Raw genomic sequence first — 15477 nt, 5'->3', positions numbered from 1 at the left:
CCTTAAAGTCCTCTGTCGAGAATGCCATCCTATTCGGTTCACCACAAGCCAACAAAATTCTCCGACGTAATCACGCCGCGAGGCCCTTCTTCTTCAGCATCGCCTCCGGGCTCGGCAGTTTACCGCGGAACGCCTTGTAGGTGTCTTCGGGATCGACAGCGCCGCCGATTGAATAGACATTGTCCTTGAGCTTTTTGGCCATCGCCGGATCGAAGACGTTGCCGGTTTCCTCGAAAGCGGAGAAGGCATCGGCATCCAGCACTTCCGACCACATGTAGGAATAGTAGCCGGCCGAATAGCCGTCGCCGGCAAAGACGTGCTGGAAATGCGGCGAGGCGTGGCGCATGACGATCGACTGCGGCAGGCCGATTTCCTTCAGGTAGTCCGTCTGGAAGGCCATCGGATCCTCGACCTTGCCGGCCGTGTGGAACGCCATGTCGACCAGCGCCGAGGAGGTGAATTCCACCGTCGCGAAACCGGCATTGAAGGTGCGGGCTGCGAGCACCTTGTCGAGCAGCGCCTGCGGCATCGGCTCGCCGGTCTGGTAGTGCACGGCATAGGTTTTCAGGATTTCCGGAACGGTCAACCAGTGCTCGTAGAGCTGTGACGGCAGTTCGACGAAATCGCGGGAAACGCCCGTGCCGGACACGGACGGATAGGTCACGTCGGAGAGCATGCCGTGCAGCGCGTGGCCGAATTCGTGAAACAGGGTGCGGGCATCGTCGAGCGACAGCAGCGCCGGCTTTCCGGCAGCGGGTTTTGCGAAATTGCAGACATTGTAGATGATCGGCAGTTCGCCATGCGCGCCGTTCTTCAGCGTCAGCCGGTGCTGCGACTGGAAAGAGCTCATCCAGGCGCCGGAGCGTTTCGAGGAGCGGGCGAAATAATCGCCGAGGAACATCGCCTTCAGTTTACCGCTTGCCGCATCGCGGATTTCGAAAACCCGGACATCTGGATGATAGGCGACCACACCCTTGATCTCGACGGCCTTGATACCGAACAGCCGGCCGGCGACATCGAAACAGGCTTCGATGATCTTTTCGAGTTGCAGATAGGGCTTCAGTTCGGCTTCGGAGAAATTGAACTTCTGCGCCCGGATCTTCTCGGCATAATGGCGCCAGTCCCAGGGCATGACATCGTGGTTCTTGCCTTCCTCGGCAATCATGGTGGCGATGTCGGCTTCTTCTTCCCTGGCGCGGGAAACCGCCTTCGCCCAGACCTGCTTGAGCAGGCCGAACACGGCGTCGGGGGTCTTCGCCATGGTATTGTCGAGCTTCAGCTCCGCGTAATTGCCGTAGCCGAGCAACTCGGCCTTCTTTGCCCGCAGGGCCAGCGTGTCGCGGATAATGCCGATATTGTCCGTCGCACCGCCGTTGGCGCCGCGGGCGATCCACGCCTTGAACGCCTGCTCGCGCAGGTCGCGGCGCTCGGAGAAGGTCAGGAACGGCTCGATGATCGAGCGCGACAGGGTGACGGCGAACTTGCCCTCCTCGCCGCGTTCGGCGGCAGCGGACGCCATGGCGTCCTTCAGGAAGTCCGGAATGCCGGCAAGCTCGTCTTCGCTGCCGAGAAACAGGACCCAGTCCTTCTCGTCGGCGAGCACGTTCTGGCCAAAACTGGCGCCAAGACCGGCCAGCGTTTCATTGATGCCGGCCAGCTCTTCCTGCTTGTCCTTGGCCAGTTTCGCGCCGGATTTCACGAAACCCTTCCAGTGCCGCTCAAGCACCCGCATCTGCTCCAGGCTCAGGCCGAGCGTCTCCTTCGCATTCCAGAGCGTGTCGATGCGCGCAAACAGCGCAGCATTCATGCCGATCTTCGAATAGTGACGGGAAAGCTTCGGCGCGATCTTGCGCTCCAGTTCCTGGATCACCGGATTGGTGTTGGCGCCGGCCCGGTTCCAGAACAGCGACGAGACCCGGGACAATTCATCTCCGGCAATTTCCAGGGCGTCGATGGTGTTGGCGAAGGTTGCCGGTTCCGCATTGTCGGCGATCGCCGCGATCTCGGCATCGTGCAGGGCGAGCGCGGCATCGAAGGCGGCCTCGAAGCCCGTGTCGTCAATCGCCTCGAAGCGCGGCAGACCGTTCGGTCCGCTCCAGTCGATGAATTCGGGGCTGACGACGGGTGCTGCCTGCATGGAAAATTCCCTCCGGAATTTGAGTTCTGGCGATAGGATCTATGCCGTTTCAGATATGATTGCCTCATGCATAGGGGAAGCCCACAGAGGAAACAATCGGCGGCGGCAACGCAAAAAGCGGAATTCGACGTCACAATTTGAAGCACCCGCGGAAATTAAACGGCACAGGGGCCGATAATTGTGGCAAGGTTATACAAGCGTGCCGTCTCGCCCGCGATCGGCGGCGATCGATCAACCGGTTGACGGCCATTGCAAAACTCACGAGAAAATAATAATAAGTGAGACTTACAAAATGAGGAATGCAAAATGCCCATGAAGGCTGATCCCAACTCGGTTGGGTTCCTGATCAACGATGTCGCCCGGATCATCCGGTCGGCGTTTGAAAAACGCATCAATGAAGCCGGATTGGGCATCACGCCGGGCGAAGCGCGAGCCTTGCTGCACGCCGCGACCTGCGGCGGCTTTCGCCAGACGGCGATTGCGGAAAGGATGGGCATCGAGCCGATGACGCTCTGCGCCTATCTCGACCGCCTGGAAAAGCTGGACCTCATCAGCCGCACCCCCGACGAAACGGACCGCCGCGCGAAGCTGATCTACGCGACAGACGACGCCGCCGCGATGGTCAGCAAGGTCCGCTATCTCGCAAAGGACGTGGTCGACAAGCTGCAGCAGGGCGTGGACCCAGAGTCCCGGGAGCTTGTCCGGCAGGCGCTGATCAAGATGCGCGACAACCAGTCGCTGGTCTTCGGCGACGAGCCGGCAGCACAGGAAGAAAAAGAAAAGGCATAATGAGGCTTTCCGTCCCTGGCCGCATGAGCGAAAGCCGGACCAGCATGATCGGCGCATTGCTGATCACCATCGGACCGATGTCCATGTCGCTCTACACGCCGGCCATGCCAGTGCTGGTTGATGCGTTTGACACCTCCCCCGCCGCAATCAAGCTGACGCTGTCGCTCTACTTTGCCGGCTTTGCCTTGACGCAGCTGGTCTGCGGCCCCGTCTCCGATGCGCTCGGCCGCCGCCGTTCGGCGATCCTGTTCCTCTCCATCTACTTCCTCGGCAGCGTCATGTCGGCATTGGCGCCGACCGTCGGCATGCTGCTGGTGGGTCGCCTCGTCCAGGGCATCGGCGCATCGATCGGCCTGACAACGTCACGCGCCATCGTCCGCGACCAGTTCACCGGCGCACAATCGTCGCGCATCATGAACATGATCAACATCATGCTGGCGATCGGACCGGCCATGGCGCCCACCATCGGCGGGGTTCTGCTCGAGATTTCCGGGTGGCAGGCGATCTTCTACGTGATGGTCGGTTTCGGACTGACAGCGGTCGGTGTCGTCTATTTCCTGATGCAGGAAACGGCGGTTCCTGACCTCACAAGGCTGAAGCCCGGTCCTCTGATGAGAACATACCGGCGCATCTTCACAGACATCCAGTTCATATCGGCGGCCCTGACGCTCTCCTTCGCCGTCGGCGCGCTCTACACGCTGGCGACCATCCTGCCCTTCGTTCTCGTCAAGGATGTCGGCCTGACGGAATTCCAGTTCGGCATTGGCATGCTGATGCAAACGGGCATGTATTTCTTCGGCTCTGTCCTCTTCCGCCAGCTCTTGCGCAAATGGAGCGCCGAACAGCTGGTCATCCCGGGTCTGCTGTTCGTTTTCGCCGGCGGGCTGGCGGCGTTCCTGTCCGCCCGTTTCCTGCCGCCGTCCTATCTCTCCATCATGATGCCTGTCGGCCTCTACGCTTTCGGCATTTCCTTCGTCATGCCGCACATGACGACCGCCGCTCTTGTGCCATTCCATCAGACAGCGGGTTCGGCGTCGGCGGTGATGGGCTTCCTGCAGATGGGGACCGGCTTTGCCTGCGGACTGGTGGCGGCGATCATCGGCCTGCCCTTGCTGGCCTTCATGACCGTAATACCGGCCATGAGCCTGATCTGCCTCGCAAGCTATCTCGTCTATACGCGTTTCGTGCGCAGGGGCGTTACCCTCACGCCGCAACGGGACGCAAACCTTCCCGCCGAATGAAAACGGGGGCCGAAGCCCCCGTCCATCGAACCATTCTGAGGACCGGACTTACCGGTCGCGCTTGGCAAGCGTGCGCAGGCGCAGCGCGTTGAGCTTGATGAAGCCAGCGGCGTCCTTCTGGTCATAGGCGCCCTGATCGTCCTCGAAGGTGACAAGCTTGTCGGAGTAGAGTGACTTCTCGCTCTCGCGGCCGGTGACCATGACGTTGCCCTTGTAGAGCTTCAGCGTCACTTCACCTTCGACATGCTCCTGGCTGCGGTCGATCGCCGCCTGCAGCATCTCGCGTTCCGGCGAGAACCAGAAGCCGTAATAGATCAGCTCTGCGTAACGCGGCATCAGCTCGTCCTTGAGGTGAGCGGCGCCACGGTCCAGCGTGATCGATTCCATGGCCCGGTGGGCGGCGAGCAAGATGGTGCCGCCGGGGGTCTCGTAGACGCCGCGCGACTTCATGCCGACGAAGCGGTTCTCGACGAGATCGAGGCGACCGATACCGTTGTCACGGCCGTAATCGTTGAGCGTCTTAAGGAGCGTCGCCGGCGACATGGCGACGCCGTTGATCGAAACAGCATCACCCTTCTTGAAGCCGACCTTGATGACCGTTGCCTTGTCCGGAGCGGCTTCCGGCGAAATGGTGCGCATGTGGACGTATTCGGGCGCTTCCTGTGCCGGGTCTTCCAGAACCTTGCCCTCGGAGGAGGAGTGCAGCAGGTTGGCGTCGACGGAGAACGGCGCTTCGCCCTTCTTGTCCTTGGCAACCGGGATCTGGTGCTTTTCGGCAAAGTCGAGAAGATCCGTACGGCTCTTGAACGACCAGTCGCGCCACGGTGCGATGATCTTGATGTCGGGGTTCAGGGCATAGGCCGAAAGCTCGAAGCGGACCTGGTCGTTGCCCTTGCCGGTCGCGCCATGGGCGATCGCATCGGCGCCGGTCTTCTTGGCGATTTCGATCAGGTGCTTGGAGATCAGCGGGCGGGCGATCGACGTGCCGAGCAGGTAGACGCCTTCGTAGACGGCATTGGCGCGGAACATCGGGAAGACGAAGTCACGGACGAATTCCTCGCGGACGTCCTCGATGAAGATCTCCTTGATGCCGAGCATCTCGGCCTTCTTGCGCGCCGGCTCGAGTTCTTCGCCCTGGCCGAGATCGGCGGTGAAGGTTACGACTTCCGCGCCGAGTTCGGTCTGAAGCCATTTCAGGATGATCGAGGTGTCGAGACCGCCGGAATAGGCGAGGACGACTTTCTTCACGTCTTTATGCGATGCCATGTGACTGATCCACTTCGAACGCGGGCGGGACCGCCCTTCTGTTGAATTTGGCGCACTTTTAGCGAGTTTGTCGGCATGTGCAAGGGAGATCGGCAGCTTATCCGGCGACGCGCCGGAGCGGATGCCCGGGCGGGACTTTCTGCCGTCGATCATTTTCTATAAGCTCGTCGGGACGAGAGAAATGCATGGGGAGCCGATGTCCGGCAGAATGAGCGGGAGGAAGTTGCGTCGCCGGTTCCGGGCCATCCGGTTCGGCCTGCTCGTCGGCATCGTCATTTTGTCGCTCGGCGCCATCACGGTGGCATCCGACTACTGGCGCGACCGGGCGATCGTGACCATCCGCCAGCAGGCGACGGAAACGCTCTCGGTGCAGACGGAAGTTCTGGCCGGCATGTTCGAGAAGTATCGGGTCCTGCCGCCCTTGCTTGCGCGGCAGAACGACATTGCCTCCCTGTTCCGCGCCGGAGGCCACCCGGCGCTTGCGGCCTTCAAGGCCGAGGAAGCCGCCGGCCTGTCCGGCGCCCGCGACGTTGCCTTCTTCTGGCCGGACGGCCGGCTGCTGGCCTCGGCGCGCCACATCTTCGATCACAGCGACGCCGGCCTGAACCAGCTCTTCGGCGCAGCGCTGCAGGGTCGCCTCGGCCGCACCGTTATTTCGCCGGACAACAACACCCGCGCCTATGCCTTTGCCGCCGCCGTCCGCCGCGGCGGAGAGACGCTCGGCCTCGTGACCGTCTACGTCGATTTCGAGCGCATCGAAGCCACATGGTCTCTGCTGACCAGCCCGATCTATATCAGCGACAGAAACGGCACGATCCTGATCGCCAACCGTCCGGAATGGCGCCTGAAGCCGGTCGAGGCGGTTGCGAACGAAACCTCCGGCACGATGATCTACCGGCTGGGACGCGAGGCGGTTTCGCATCTCGACATGGTCCGCGACCTGCCGCTCCTCGACTGGCGTCTGCACGTGCTCGGCGACATGCGTCCGGTGGAAGCCGCGGGACTCTGGGGCGCGGCGCTCGCCGCCATGGCCTGCCTGGTCTGCGCCATGATGATCTTCTTCTGGATCATGCGCCGGGAGCGCACGATCCTGCAATTGCGTCGCGACCGCGCGACTGCGCTTCGGCTGGAACGCACCGTCCGCGATCGCACCAGAGCGCTCAGCGTCACCAACATCGAGCTTTCCCGCGAGATCGACGAACGGCGCGCGACCGAGGACAAGCTGAAAAAGACTCAGGCCGAGCTCGTCCAGACCGGCAAACTCGCAGTCATCGGTCAGATGTCCGCGGCGCTGAGCCATGAGCTGAACCAGCCGCTGGCGGCGCTGAAGACCTATGCCGACAACACCCACCGCATGATCGCCGCCGGCAAGCTCGAGCAGGCGACCGCCAATCTCGGCCGCATCGGCGCGATGGTCGACCGCATGGCCGAGCTCTCCTCGACGCTTCTCTCCTTCTCCCGCAAACCCGGCACGACGATCAGCGCGGTCAATCTCGGCTCGGTGGTCGACGAGGCTCTGATCCTCGTCAAGCCGCGGGCGCGCAAGGCCGGCGTGATCCTGACTGTCGACCCGAAGCTGCGCGACCACACGGTCATGGGCGGCCGGGTGAGGCTGTCCCAGGTCATCGTCAACCTGATTTCCAATTCGATCGACGCGCTGTCCGGCACGAAGGACGGACGCATCAGCGTGACCGCCCAAGCCGAGGACGGCTACGCCACCGTCATCGTCGCCGACAACGGTCCCGGCATTCCCGAAGACCTCCGCGCCTCCGTCTTCGATCCGTTCTTCACCACCAAGCAGGCCGGCGAAGGGGTCGGAATGGGGCTTTCCATCGCCTACAATATCGTCCATGACTTCGGCGGCCGCATCGAGCTGCAGGAGCCGGAAAGCGGCGGCTGCGCCTTTGCTGTCCATCTCGTCGCCGCCGACCAACAGCAAAAAGCAGCCGAATAGAGCATGACGCAATCGGGAACGCCCACAGTCCACCTCGTCGACGACGACGACGACCTGCGCGATGCGCTCGCGCAGGGCCTCGAGCTCGAGGGTCTGCCGGTCGCCGTCCACGATACGGCGGAATCGCTTCTGTCGGCGATTGCCCACGACGCCTATTGCGTGATTGTCAGCGATATCCGCATGCCCGACGTCGACGGTCTTGAGCTCTTGAAGGCGGCGCTTGCCATCGATCCGACCATGCCGGTCATCCTGATCACCGGACACGGCGACGTGCAGATGGCCGTCGATGCGATGCGCGCCGGCGCCTATGATTTCATCGAGAAGCCCTTCCAGGTCTCGCGCCTCTACACCGTCATCGAACGCGCATTGGAAAAACGCCGCCTGGTTCTTGAAAACCGCACGCTACGCTCCGAACTCAACGAGCGCGACGAGCTATCGGAACGGCTGGTCGGCCGCACGCCCGGCATCAAGCGCCTGCGCGAGCAGATCGTCATGCTGGCCGATACCGATGTCGATGTGCTGATCCTCGGCGAGACCGGCGCCGGCAAGGAAGTGGTCGCCCGTGCGCTGCACGACTTCTCGACCCGCAGCAAGGGCCATTTCGTCGCCATCAACTGCGCCGCCCTGCCCTCCGACATCATCGAGGCAGAACTGTTCGGCCATGAAGCCGGCGCCTTCACCGGCGCCCAGAAACAGCGCATCGGCAAGCTGGAGCACGCCCAGGGCGGCACGATCTTCCTCGACGAAATCGAATCCATGCCGCTCGACCTGCAGGCCAAGCTCCTGCGCGCCATCGAGACGCGGACCATCGAGCGGCTCGGATCGAACAAGCCGATCCCGCTGGACATTCGCTTCGTCGCGGCGACCAAGTCCGACCTCGGGCAGGCGAGCAATCAGGGCAATTTCCGCGCCGACCTCTATTTCCGCCTGAACGTCGTCACCCTTTCCATCCCGCCGCTGCGCAGCCGGCGCGAGGATATCCCCCTCCTCTTCTTTCATCTGGCTCGGCAGGCACGCGCCCGCTTCCGCCGCGAGATCCCGCACCTGGATGCGGCTCTCGAACTGCAGCTGATGACCTATGAATGGCCGGGTAACGTGCGTGAACTGCGCAACTATGCGGACCGTTTCGTTCTCGGCATGTGGCACGGCTTCTCGGGCGAGAGCGAAGAACCGGCTACGGCGTCCAGCGCATCGGAAGGATCGCTAGCAGACCTGCTGGAGAGCTACGAGCGTACGGTCATCGAGGCAGAACTCGCCCGCAACAACGGCGCCATGAAGCCGACCTACGAGGCACTGCAGATTTCCCGCAAGGGTCTCTACGACAAGATGAAGCGGCTTGGCATCAGCGTCACCGAGGGAAGCGGCGAAAGCGTCCATGGGTAGGACGCGACACAGCCCCTCCTCGCGGACGTGTAGCAGGCTACCCATTTCATCGGCGCCCTCCATGACAGCCGAAAAACGATACTCGATAAGTATCTGATTTTAAATAATCCTCCGTCGAAAAATCAGACTGGCACGCCTATTGCTAAGGTATGTGTGCCGCAAACATTGGGAGGATGTTTCGGCCATCGCGTCCGTGAAAGCGGACCCTGCGGCCCTGTTTCCTTCCACTGTCATCTTGGCATCCGGCATGAGCCGGATCATTCCGATTTCATGGGCCGTGGGGGCCCAAAGTGGAGGACTTATAGAATGAAGAAGCTGCTTCTCGCAGGCGTTTGCCTTTTCACGCTGGCCGCCGGCGCCAACACCGCGCTTGCCGATGATTGCGATCCGGGAGAGATCGTCATCAAGTTCAGCCATGACGTCGCGGAAACGCACCCGAAGGGCGTTGCCGCCAAGATGCTGGCCGAGCGCGTGAACAAGGAAATGAACGGCAAGGCCTGCATGGAGGTCTTCCCGAACTCGACGCTGTTCGACGACGACAAGGTCAAGGAAGCCATGCTGCTCGGCGACGTCCAGCTCGCCGCGCCGTCGCTCTCCAAGTTCGAGGCCTATACCAAGAAGTACCGCCTGTTCGACCTGCCTTTCCTGTTCAACGATCTGGCTGCCGTCAACAACTTCTACCACTCCGATGCCGCCAACCAGCTGCTGCACGCGGTTGACGATGTCGGCTTCACCGGCCTTCACTTCTGGGCGTCCGGCATCAAGCAGTTCTCTGCCAAGAAGCCGTTGCTCGTACCGTCCGACGCCAAGGGTCTGAAGTTCCGCATCCAGCCGTCCGACGTGGCCCAGGCGATGATCGAGGCGATGGGCGCTTCCGCCCAGAAGCTCGCCTTCAAGGAAGTCTACGGCGCCCTGCAGACCGGCGTCGTCGACGGACAGGAAAACTCCTGGTGCAACATCTACACCCAGAAGTTCTACGAAGTACAGGACGGTGTCACCGAGACCAACCACGGCCTTCTCGGCTATCTGGTCGTCACCTCCAAGGATTGGCTCGACGGTCTGGAGCCGGACGTTCGCGACCAGTTCATGAAGATCCTCGACGAAGTCACCGACGAGTTCAACAACTCGATCGCCGGCAAGGAACAGACCTGCAAGGAAGACCTGATCAAGGCCGGCGGCACCGTCCGCGAGCTGACGCCTGAGCAGCGCCAGGAATGGGTAACCACCATGAAGCCCGTCTGGGATCAGTTCGAAGGCGATGTCGGCAAGGACATGATCGAAGCGGCCGTCGCTTCCAACAAGTAATCCGCGCGACTGACGCGATGCTTACAGCCCGGCCGCCCCTGTAGCGGCCGGGCTTTTCAAAACCGCACTGGAGGGGATCCAATGTCATTCCTGCCGTATGGGCCATGGGTGCTTCTTGTCGTCATGGTCGTCGTCTACTTCATTCTCGACCGTCGCTATCCCGAGGGGCTGGCACGGTTCGAGGAAAACACGCTTGCCCTTCTGCTGGCCGTCATCACGCTCGTCGCCTTTACCCAGGTGATTGCCCGCTACGGCTTCAATTCCGGCTGGAGCGGCGCGCTTGAATTCCAGCGCATCCTGTTTGCCTGGCTGATCCTCTTCGGCATGAGCTACGGTGTTCGCACGGGCACCCATCTTGGCGTCGACGCCTTCGTCCGCATGTTTCCGGCACCCTTGTTCCGCGCCGTCGCCATCTTCGGCGCCATCGCCTGCCTTCTCTACACGGCGATCCTTCTCGGCTCCGCCTGGCTGCAGGTCTTCGGCACCAACACCAAGGGCGGGGCGATGCTCTACTGGTCGACCATCTATCGCACGGGCGCCGGCCTCGACGAAATGAAGTGGCCGCAGTTCATGGTCGAGGCGCTCGGCATCAAGGAGCGCCTGCCACGCTGGTCCGCCTATCTGATCATGCCGGTCGGCCTCGGCCTGTTCGGTCTGCGCTCCGCCCAGGCGCTGGTGCAGATCGCCCGCGGCGAGCGTGAACTGATGATCGCCGGCCACGAGGCGGAAGACCTCGTTGCCGAGCACAAAGACGTATTGAAGGACTGACGTCATGGAACCGCTGATCCTGTTTATTCTCGTCCTGACGCTTCTGTTCCTCGGCGTTCCCGTCGCGATCTCGCTGGGCCTCTCGTCGATCATCATCACGGCATTTTTCTCGCGCGATTCCATGTCGTCGGTCGCCGTACAGATGATGGACGCCTCGCAGAACTACACGCTGCTGGCGATCCCCTTCTTCATCCTCGCCTCCGCCTTCATGTCGACGGGTGGCGTGGCAAAGCGCATCATTCACTTCGCCATCGCCAGCGTCGGGCATTTCCGCGGCGGCCTTGCGATTGCCTCGGTGCTGGCCTGCATGCTGTTTGCCGCGCTGTCCGGCTCGTCGCCGGCAACCGTTGTCGCCATCGGCACCATCGCCATCGCCGGCATGCGCCAGGTCGGCTACTCGAAGGAGTTTGCCGCAGGCATCATCGCCAATGCGGGCACGCTCGGCATTCTCATCCCGCCGTCGATCGTCATGGTCGTTTATGCCGCCGCGACAAACGTCTCCGTCGGCCGCCTCTTCCTCGCGGGCGTGGTACCGGGCATCGTTGCCGGCCTCATGCTGATGGGTGCGATCTACATCGTCGCCCGCCGCAAGGGACTTCCGGCCGGTGAGTGGCGCGGCTTCGGCGAAATCCTGCAGGGCGGCAAGGAAGCCGGCTTCGGCCTGTTCCTGATCGTCATCATCATCGGCGGCATTTATGGCGGCGTCTTCACGCCGACCGAAGCCGCCGCCGTCGCATCGGTCTACTCGTTTTTCGTCGCCATCTTCATCTACCGCGACATGGGCCCGATGAAGGACATTGCCTGGCTCCGTGAAACCGACAGCCGCAAGGCCATCCTCGGCTTCAAGGCGCTGGTCTATGCGATCTCCTTCCTCTTCGTGTGGATGGTTCTGTCCTACTTCGCAACCGCGGACTGGCCGGACATCTCTGCCGGAGACCGGCTGGTGGTCGGCGCCGTCATCTCGCTTGCCATCCTGATCGCCTACACGATCTGGCGTGACCCGGGCAGCAATCCGGCGCACATTCCGAGCTACCTCGTCGCCAGCCTGCCGATCTGGGGCCGCAATCTCGGCGCCATGGCGAGACTGGCCGTGCCGGCCATCTTCCACCAGGAAACCCGCAAGGTGCTGGTCGATGCATCGCGCACCACGGTGATGCTGATGTTCATCATCGTCAACGCATTGCTCTTCGCCCATGTGCTGACGGCGGAACGCATTCCCGATACGCTGACCCAGCTGATGCTCGGCTACGGCTTCAACTGGTTCACCTTCCTGATTGCGATCAACCTGCTGCTGCTGCTCGGCGGCCAGTTCATGGAACCCTCCGGTCTGCTGCTCATCGTGGCGCCGGTGGTGTTCCCGATCGCGACCCAGCTCGGCGTCGATCCGATCCATCTCGGCATCATCATGGTGGTGAACATGGAAATCGGCATGATTACCCCGCCGATCGGGCTCAACCTGTTCGTGACATCCGGCATCACCGGCATGAGCCTCGTTCAGGTTGTCAAGGCGGCCATGCCTTTCGTCGGCGTGCTGCTGCTCTTCCTGGTTCTGGTCACCTATGTCCCGGCGCTCTCCACCTGGCTTCCCTACAGTCTGATGGGGCCGGAGATCGTCAACCAGTAGCGGTCAACCGGTCAGCAAATACGGGCGGCGGAGGCATCTGCCGCCCGTTTTCCATTTGGACAATTTATCCTTGATTCCACCCATGGGGGCGTGCATTGTCCGACTGTGCGCACGGGAAACAGGCTTTCCCACGGGGAAAGCCGGTCAAACGGGCAGTTGCGCAGGGGGAACGACTTGATCAAGGGCGAGAAAATCCTGCCGGTGCACGCACGGGATCAACACGGGCGAATTTCCGCCCGGACATACAAGAACAATTCTGGACATCAAAAAGGGTGAACCTATGAAACGGATGTTTGCGGTCCTCGCAGCAACGACAATGCTGGCATTGCCGGCCAAGGCCGAAGATATCAAGCTCGGCGTCCTGATGGGCTTTACCGGCCCGCTGGAATCGCTTGCGCCTGACATTGCCGCCGGCGCAGAACTGGCCATGAAGGAAGTCTCCGACAGCGGCGCGCTGCTGAACGGCTCCAAGGTGACCCCGGTCCGCGGCGATTCCACCTGCGTTGACGCCGGTGCGGCAACGGCTGCAGCCGAACGCCTCGTCACCTCAGACAAGGTCAACGCCATCGTCGGCGCCATGTGCTCCGGTGCGACGACCGCCGTTCTCCAGAACGTCGCGCTCGCCAACGGTGTCGTCATGATTTCGCCGTCCGCGACCTCGCCGGCGCTGTCCTCCGTCGAAGACAACGGCCTGTTCTTCCGCACCGCGCCGTCCGACGCCCGCCAGGGTGAAATCCTCGCCGACATTCTCTCCGACCATGGCGTGAAGTCCGCAGCACTCACCTACACCAACAACGACTACGGCAAGGGTCTCGCCGACGCCATCAAGTCGAGCTTCGAAGCCAAGGGCGGCAAGATCACCATCTCCGCTCCGCATGACGACGGAAAGGGCGATTACTCGGCCGAAGTCGGCGCGCTGGCCTCTGCCGGCGGCGACGTGCTGGTCGTGGTTGGCTATCTCGACCAGGGCGGCAAGGGCATCATCCAGGGCGCTCTCGACGCCGGTGCCTTCGACACCTTCGTCCTGCCCGACGGCATGATCGGCGACAGCCTGCCGGCGGCTATCGGCCCGGCTCTCGACGGCTCCTACGGCGAACGTCCCGGCACGGATTCGAACGGCGCTGAGCTCTACGCCAAGGCAATCGAAGCCGCAGGCGGCAAGGTCGGTCCGTATGGCGCCGAAGCCTATGACGCAGCTGCCCTGATCATGCTCGCCATGCAGGCCGCCGGTTCCTCCGACAGCGCCAAGCTGAAGGAAAAGGTCATGGACGTCGCCAATGCACCGGGCGAGAAGATTCTCCCCGGCGAACTCGCCAAGGGCCTCAAAATCCTTGCTGACGGTGGCGACATCGACTATGTCGGCGCATCCGACGTCGAGCTGATCGGCGGCGGCGAAAGCGCCGGCAAGTTCCGCGAGATCAAGATCGAGGGCGGAAAGATCGTCACTGTCGGCTATCGCTGATTTTATGACTGAGGGGGCCGCCCGGACATTCCGGGCGGTTTCCGTTGAAGGACTTTTGTTTGCATGATCGTCGTTGAACAGATCGAAAAGCGTTTCGGCGGATTGCTTGCCGTCAACAAGGTCTCACTCACCATCAAGACGGGATCCATTACCGGCCTGATCGGACCGAACGGGGCTGGCAAGACCACCCTGTTCAACGTGATCGCCGGTCTGCACAAGCCGACCTCCGGTCGCGTGCTGCTCGATGGCGAGGACATTACCGGCCTCGAGCCTCACGAGCTTTTCGGCAAGGGGCTGCTGAGAACCTTCCAGATCGCCCATGAATTTTCCTCGCTGAGCGTGCGCGAAAACCTGATGATGGTTCCGCCCGGACGGCCCGGCGAGAAGCTGATGAATGTCTGGTTCCGCCCCGGCGCCGTCAAGGCCGCCGACCGCGAAGTCCGCGAGAAGGCGGACGAAGTCATCGAATTCCTGAAGCTGAGCCATGTCGCCGACGAGCGCGCAGGCAATCTCTCCGGCGGCCAGAAGAAGCTGCTCGAGCTCGGCCGCACGATGATGGTCGACCCGAAGATCGTCTTCCTCGACGAGGTGGGCGCCGGCGTCAACCGCACGCTGCTCTACGAGATCGGCGACGCGATCCTCAGGCTCAACCGCGAGCGCGGCTACACCTTCTGCATGATCGAACACGACATGGATTTCATCTCGCGTCTCTGCGATCCGGTGATCGTGATGGCTGAAGGTGCGGTATTGGCAACCGGCTCGCCGGACGAAATCAAATCCAACGAAGACGTCATCGAGGCCTACCTTGGCACAGGCCTGAAGAACAAACCAAAAGAAAAAATATGAGCTTTTTGATCGGGGAAAGCATGACCGGCGGTTACGGCGGTGCAGACATCCTGCACAACTGTACCATCGGCGTGGAAAAGGGCGAAATCGCCGTCATCGTCGGGCCGAACGGCGCCGGCAAGTCGACCGCCATGAAGGCAGTCTTCGGCATGCTGAAGCTGAGGACCGGCAAGGTCATGTTCGACGGCGAGGACGTCACCAATCTCGCGCCACAGGCGCGCGTCGCCAAGGGCATGAGCTTCGTGCCGCAGGTGAGAAACATCTTCACTTCCATGACGGTGGAAGAGAACCTCGAAATGGGCGGCTTCATCCGTGAGGACGACATTTCCACGACGATGGAGCAGATCTACGACCTCTTCCCGATCCTGAAGGAAAAGCGCCGTCAGCTTGCCGGCGAACTCTCGGGCGGACAGCGCCAGCAGGTCGCCGTCGGCCGCGCTCTGATGACCAACCCGAAGGTCCTGATGCTCGACGAACCGACGGCGGGCGTGTCGCCCATCGTCATGGACGAACTCTTCGACCGCATCATCGAGATCGCCAAGACCGGCATCGCCATCCTGATGGTCGAGCAGAACGCCAAGCAGGCACTCGAAATCGCCGACAAGGGCTATGTCCTCGTCCAGGGTGAAAACCGCTTCACGGATACCGGCCCGGCGTTGATCGCCGACGACGAAGTCCGCAAGACATTCCTCGGGGGCTGAT

12 protein-coding genes are annotated in these 15477 nt (G+C 62.1%); 10 read left to right on the top strand and 2 right to left on the bottom strand.

The genetic code is table 11. The features are described from left to right. Positions 1–70 precede the first annotated feature (70 nt). On the bottom strand, positions 71–2137 hold the full coding sequence (locus tag NN662_RS03600) for a M3 family metallopeptidase (RefSeq protein ID WP_261928944.1): 2067 nt from the start codon (positions 2135–2137) through the stop codon (positions 71–73). A gap of 306 nt (positions 2138–2443) precedes the next feature. On the opposite strand from NN662_RS03600, the gene NN662_RS03595 reads away from it, so the two are divergent. Together NN662_RS03595 and NN662_RS03590 are read left to right on the top strand one after the other, a co-directional pair. After that, a complete protein-coding gene (locus NN662_RS03595) occupies positions 2444–2926 on the top strand; it encodes a MarR family winged helix-turn-helix transcriptional regulator (RefSeq protein ID WP_261928943.1) in 483 nt (160 codons plus the stop codon). Then, positions 2926–4167 (top strand): multidrug effflux MFS transporter, encoded by a 1242-nt coding sequence (locus NN662_RS03590; protein WP_261928942.1) that lies wholly within the window; start codon positions 2926–2928, stop codon positions 4165–4167. Before NN662_RS03595 ends, NN662_RS03590 begins: the two co-directional genes overlap by 1 nt. Positions 4168–4215: 48 nt before the next feature. Here NN662_RS03590 and NN662_RS03585 read toward each other — a convergent pair whose 3' ends face one another. After that, complete coding sequence (locus NN662_RS03585; RefSeq protein ID WP_261928941.1) at positions 4216–5433, bottom strand: argininosuccinate synthase; 1218 nt, start codon at positions 5431–5433, stop codon at positions 4216–4218. A gap of 208 nt (positions 5434–5641) precedes the next feature. On the opposite strand from NN662_RS03585, the gene NN662_RS03580 reads away from it, so the two are divergent. The 8 genes from NN662_RS03580 (at position 5642) to NN662_RS03545 (ending at position 15476) form a co-directional block, all read left to right on the top strand. After that, on the top strand, positions 5642–7387 hold the full coding sequence (locus tag NN662_RS03580; RefSeq protein ID WP_261928940.1) for an ATP-binding protein: 1746 nt from the start codon (positions 5642–5644) through the stop codon (positions 7385–7387). Positions 7388–7390: 3 nt separating this feature from the next. Next, entirely contained in the window at positions 7391–8770 is a 1380-nt protein-coding gene (locus NN662_RS03575) for a sigma-54-dependent transcriptional regulator (protein ID WP_261928939.1), read from the top strand. Positions 8771–9076: 306 nt separating this feature from the next. Beyond that, a complete protein-coding gene (locus tag NN662_RS03570; RefSeq protein ID WP_261928938.1) occupies positions 9077–10075 on the top strand; it encodes a DctP family TRAP transporter solute-binding subunit in 999 nt (332 codons plus the stop codon). Between the two features lie 81 nt (positions 10076–10156). After that, positions 10157–10843 (top strand): TRAP transporter small permease, encoded by a 687-nt coding sequence (locus tag NN662_RS03565; protein ID WP_261928937.1) that lies wholly within the window; start codon positions 10157–10159, stop codon positions 10841–10843. A gap of 4 nt (positions 10844–10847) precedes the next feature. Beyond that, positions 10848–12467, top strand: coding sequence for a TRAP transporter large permease (locus NN662_RS03560; RefSeq protein ID WP_261928936.1), 1620 nt, complete (start codon positions 10848–10850; stop codon positions 12465–12467). 280 nt (positions 12468–12747) lie between these two features. After that, entirely contained in the window at positions 12748–13929 is a 1182-nt protein-coding gene (locus NN662_RS03555) for an ABC transporter substrate-binding protein (RefSeq protein WP_261928935.1), read from the top strand. A gap of 63 nt (positions 13930–13992) precedes the next feature. Beyond that, positions 13993–14775 carry an ABC transporter ATP-binding protein gene (locus tag NN662_RS03550; protein ID WP_261928934.1) on the top strand — a complete coding sequence of 261 codons (783 nt, stop codon included), beginning with the start codon at positions 13993–13995 and terminating at the stop codon, positions 14773–14775. Then, positions 14772–15476, top strand: a complete 705-nt coding sequence (locus NN662_RS03545; RefSeq protein ID WP_261928933.1) for an ABC transporter ATP-binding protein — start codon at positions 14772–14774, stop codon at positions 15474–15476. Before NN662_RS03550 ends, NN662_RS03545 begins: the two co-directional genes overlap by 4 nt. The last annotated feature ends 1 nt before the right edge of the window (position 15477 follow it).

The sequence above is a fragment of the Rhizobium sp. NRK18 genome (genome assembly GCF_024385575.1).
Lineage (GTDB): Bacteria > Pseudomonadota > Alphaproteobacteria > Rhizobiales > Rhizobiaceae > JANFMV01.
The sequence above is the reverse complement of the archived record's forward strand: the minus strand, read 5'-3'. Positions and strand labels throughout refer to the sequence as shown.